General features: G+C 59.7%; 3 protein-coding genes and 2 pseudogenes. 2 read left to right on the forward strand and 3 right to left on the reverse strand.

Features of this window, described 5'->3' with window-relative positions:
- Positions 1 to 193: pseudogene (locus NW852_RS12370) on the forward strand (RNA-guided endonuclease TnpB family protein); the annotation flags it as partial.
- Positions 194 to 339: 146 nt separating this feature from the next.
- Here the strand turns inward: NW852_RS12370 and NW852_RS12375 are convergent.
- The 3 genes from NW852_RS12375 to NW852_RS12385 all read right to left on the reverse strand — a co-directional run bounded on the left by NW852_RS12375 (position 340) and on the right by NW852_RS12385 (position 3,592).
- Complete coding sequence (locus tag NW852_RS12375; RefSeq protein ID WP_414371171.1) at positions 340 to 1,467, reverse strand: FtsW/RodA/SpoVE family cell cycle protein; 1,128 nt, start codon at positions 1,465 to 1,467, stop codon at positions 340 to 342.
- Entirely contained in the window at positions 1,412 to 2,821 is a 1,410-nt protein-coding gene (gene murD, locus NW852_RS12380; protein WP_414371169.1) for a UDP-N-acetylmuramoyl-L-alanine--D-glutamate ligase, read from the reverse strand. Before murD ends, NW852_RS12375 begins: the two co-directional genes overlap by 56 nt.
- Before the next feature lie 75 nt (positions 2,822 to 2,896).
- Positions 2,897 to 3,592 carry a type 1 glutamine amidotransferase gene (locus tag NW852_RS12385; protein ID WP_414366694.1) on the reverse strand — a complete coding sequence of 232 codons (696 nt, stop codon included), beginning with the start codon at positions 3,590 to 3,592 and terminating at the stop codon, positions 2,897 to 2,899.
- Between the two features lie 148 nt (positions 3,593 to 3,740).
- Here NW852_RS12385 and NW852_RS12390 point away from each other — a divergent pair.
- A pseudogene (locus NW852_RS12390) lies at positions 3,741 to 3,869 on the forward strand (helix-turn-helix domain-containing protein); the annotation flags it as partial.
- Between the last annotated feature and the right edge of the window lie 36 nt (positions 3,870 to 3,905).

Below are 3,905 nucleotides of genomic sequence, written 5' to 3' on the forward strand. Positions count from 1 at the left end.
CTGTGTCAACCCGGCTTGTGGCTGGGAAGGGGATGCAGATTTGAACGGTGCCAACGTCATTACGCTTTTGGGGGTCGCTGTAAACCGGCCTGGAGGTTCGTGGTTGGCTTGCCAACTGCAGGGCTACCCTTCGCGTCAGCGGCGCGTAGCGCTTAAGCCCGCTCCGTACCGCTTAGCGGTCGGAGCCGGGTAGTTTACCGAGCTCACGGAGCGCCTTGAAAGTCTCCAGTCTTTTGCTCGCCTCTGTCGGGAGCTTAACCAGGCGGATCCCTACCAATTGATCCCTTCTGAACCCCAAAGTCTCTATCTACTGGCTGCTGAGTGAGACGCTTACAGAGCTTAGCCCACCTCGCGGGCGGCCCGCACCAGCAGTCCCGCCATAATTAGTCCAGAGAGAATTGAGCTGCCGCCGTAGCTAAACAGCGGCAAGGGTACCCCTGTAGTTGGCAACAGGCCGGTGACCACACTGACATTCAGCAGTGCCTGCCCCACCAAAAACATCAAACAGCCACAGGCCACCAGCCGCGTGGGCAGGTCGAGACAGCGCCGCATGACCCGCAGGCTTACCCAGGTGTAGGCGCTCAATAGCCCCAGGAAGAAGAGGGATCCCACCAGGCCAAACTCTTCCGCATACACCGCAAAGATGAAGTCTGTGTACTGGATGGGCAGGTAGAATAGCTTTTGCTGCGAAAGGCCGTAGCCTTTGCCCCACCAGCCCCCTGAGCCAATGGCCAAAAGGCTTTGCACCAACTGATAGCCGTCGCCCCGCGCATTCCCCCAGGGATCCAAAAAGGCAAGGATGCGCCGCCGCTGGTAGTCTTTGCTGAGAATGCTCACCACAGCCGCCAGGATCCCCAGTCCCGCTGTAGCCAAGAGGGTAAAAACGGGGATCCCGGCAGTCCAGGCCATGACCCAGAGGGTAAGGCCGCAGATGGCGGTGGTGCCCAAGTTGGGCTGGAGGAGGATCCCTAGCAGCGCCAAAGCAAAGAGCCCAACCCAGACGCCGCGAAACCAGGCGGGGTGGTAAAACCAACGGCCAAACACCCAGGCCCCCTGCAGCACCAACAGAGGCTTGAGCAATTCCGAAGGCTGGATGACCACCGGGATCACCTTCAAATCCAGCCAGCGGCTGGCTTCTAGGCGAGAAACCCCCAGCCCCGGCACCTGGGTAGCCCAAACCAAGCCAATGCCCAGCAGACAGAGGATCCCGGCCCAGGGAAACCAGCGCCGCAAGGGGATGCGCACCAGGAGCACAAAGCAGGCCAGCCCCAGCCCTGCCCAGAGCAACTGGCGCTTAAAGAAATAGAGGCCATCGCCAGTAGTCTGCTGCGCCACCGGGTAGGAGGCCGAAAACAGCATCATCAAGCCCACCGCCAGCCAAACCAGCGTCAGCCAGCGCAGCCAGCGCGCTTCAGCGTTCCAGGGATCCCACAAGGGCTTGGCAACAGGCGCGGAAGTGGTGGCCACGGTGCTCGAAGCTGGGGTACTGGTCAAAGCTGGCACAGGCGGGCGACAGCAAAACGGTAATGGGCTGAGCGGGATCCGCCAGGGCTTGCGCTAGGGAGCAAGCGGCTGCAAAGGCCCTTTCCACCGCTACCTCTAGAGTTGGCAGGATCTCGACGTCAGTATAGCGGATTGCCTGGAGAGCCTGGGCCAGGGCAGGAGCAGCCTCCCCAATGAGCAACACGCGGGCCACCTTAGCCTGAATAAGCCGCAGCCAGGCCGAGGGATCCCCCTGTTTGGCCCTTCCACCGGCAATGAGGATGATGGGCGGGGAGAGGGCGTTGAGGGCCACCCAGCCGGCCTCGTAGTTGGTGGCTTTGCTGTCGTTGACAAAGCGGATGGGGGTGGATCCCACCTGGATTTGGGCTACCCGCTCCAGGCGATGGGGCATGCCGGCAAAAGAGCGGATGGCTCCCTGAATGGCAGTGTTAGGGATCCCGGCCAGATGAGCAGCCGCTGCCGCCAAGAGCAAGTTCTGCAAGTTGTGAGGACCAGGGCAGCGCTCGGCAAAATCCTCCAGCTCCGCCACCGCTTCCCCCTGGATGTAAAGGGTGCTCCCCCGCAGGAAGACATCCGCTTGCGGATCTTGCAGGGAAACCCAGTAGGTGTTTTCCCAGTCTCGCCGCCGGCGAAAGAGGTAGGGATCCTCGCCGTTGACCACCCGCCACTGGGCCCGCTCCAGCAGCCGCGCCTTAAAGCCGGCGTAGCGCTCCAGGGTGCCGTGCCGCTCTAGGTGATCGGGGGTGAAGGTGGTCCATACCCCAATGCGGGGTGGGCTGCTAGGGGAGCTCTGCATCAGGCGGCTGCTGGCCTCCAGTTGGTAGCTGCTCAGCTCTGCCACGATCCAATCCGGCTGCCGCTGCCCTTGCCAAGTCTCCAGCGCCACCTGAGACAGAGGTAAGCCAATGTTGCCGCAGGGGATCCCTTCTAGCCCTGCCGCTTTGAACATCTCCGCCACCAGGGCCGTGGTGGTGCTTTTGCCGTTGGTGCCCGTGATCCCTACCCAAGGCAGATGCTCAAGGAACTGCCAGGCCAGCTCTGCCTCTCCCACCACCTCAATCCCTTGCCGACGCGCCTCTTGCAGCAAGGGGTGATCCCAGGCAATGCCCGGGCTGACCACCACCTGCTCCACTCCCGGCAGCAGTTGAAAAGGCTGGCCCAAGTGGACAGGGATCCCTTCTTGTTCCAGCTCTGCCTGCCGTTGCCGCAAGAGCTCCGAATCCTGCTCGTCCCAGACCCACACCTCTTTTCCCTGGGCCCGCAGCAGCCGTGCAGCCGACCAACCTGCGATCCCCAGTCCCAAAACCTGATGGCCCACGTCTATGCCCCTTGGAACTTTGGCTTGCAGATGCATCTTACGGCTCTGGTCGCCCTCCAGAGCGCAGCGCGGGGCCTAGGGATTGGGGCGACAGAGAAAGGAGAGAACCTCGCCCATGAGATGGTTTATGGCTTGGTACTTCTCAGGGGGAGCTGAGAGAATTTCTACTTCCGACTGCACATAGGTAGATGGCAATAACTCGTCGCCGCAGTGGGAGACAAGCCCTTGCACCAATTCCGGCGTGGTTTCCAAGTGAAACTGGAGGCCAATCACTGAACGCCCAAGCTGAAAGGCCTGGTTCTCGCAGCCTTCGCTTTTGGCAAGGTGAAGTGCACCAGGGGGCAGCTCGAAGGTTTCCCCGTGCCAGTGAAAAACCTCAATCGAGGGCGGAAAAGGAAAGGCCAGCTCGTTCGCTGGTTGGATCCCTTGCACCGGCCACCAGCCTATTTCCTTAACACGATTTGGAAACACTCGGCTACCCATTGCGCTGGCAATCAGTTGCGCCCCCAGACAGATGCCCAAAATGGACTTGCCGGCCTCGATGGCATTGCGGATAAACTCCTTCTCCTGCACCAGCCAAGGGAACGCGCTTTCGTCATTGGCACTCATGGGGCCACCCATGACGATGAGCATGTCAAATTCATCCAGGCTCGGCAATCTTGTCGATTCAAAGAACTTTGTGCCCGTTACAGGGTACCCCTTGGCTTTGAGCCAGGACTCTATGTAGCCGAGACCTTCAAACGCCACGTGTTGTAAGTAATGGGCCCGCATGCTGATTTCAATGACTAATACCTCAGCATAGCATAGCTTCTGTAACTTCCTTGCTGGCAGTGTTTCCGGGACTGTAGCATTTCTAAGATATTCATGACAGGTTATAATACAGCCTATTAATTTAAAATAGGGTACAGAAGAGAAGGGGATGCCAACCCATTCTTTGGATTTACGGCAGAGAGTTGTGGCAGCTTATCAGGCAGGTCAGACCTCTATCCGCCAGGTAGCCGAACGGTTCATGGTGACCAAAAGAACAGTACACCGCTGGGTGCGACAAAAAGCAAGGATGTGATTGCCCCCGACCAGACAGGGG

Origin of the sequence: Synechococcus sp. H60.1 (genome assembly GCF_047462335.1) — a bacterium.
GTDB lineage: Bacteria > Cyanobacteriota > Cyanobacteriia > Thermostichales > Thermostichaceae > Thermostichus.

Excerpts from the sequence above, each read along its gene's own strand:
- NW852_RS12385 (WP_414366694.1), bottom strand. The coding sequence starts at position 3,592 with ATGCGGGCCCATTACTTACAACACGTGGCGTTTGAAGGTCTCGGCTAC.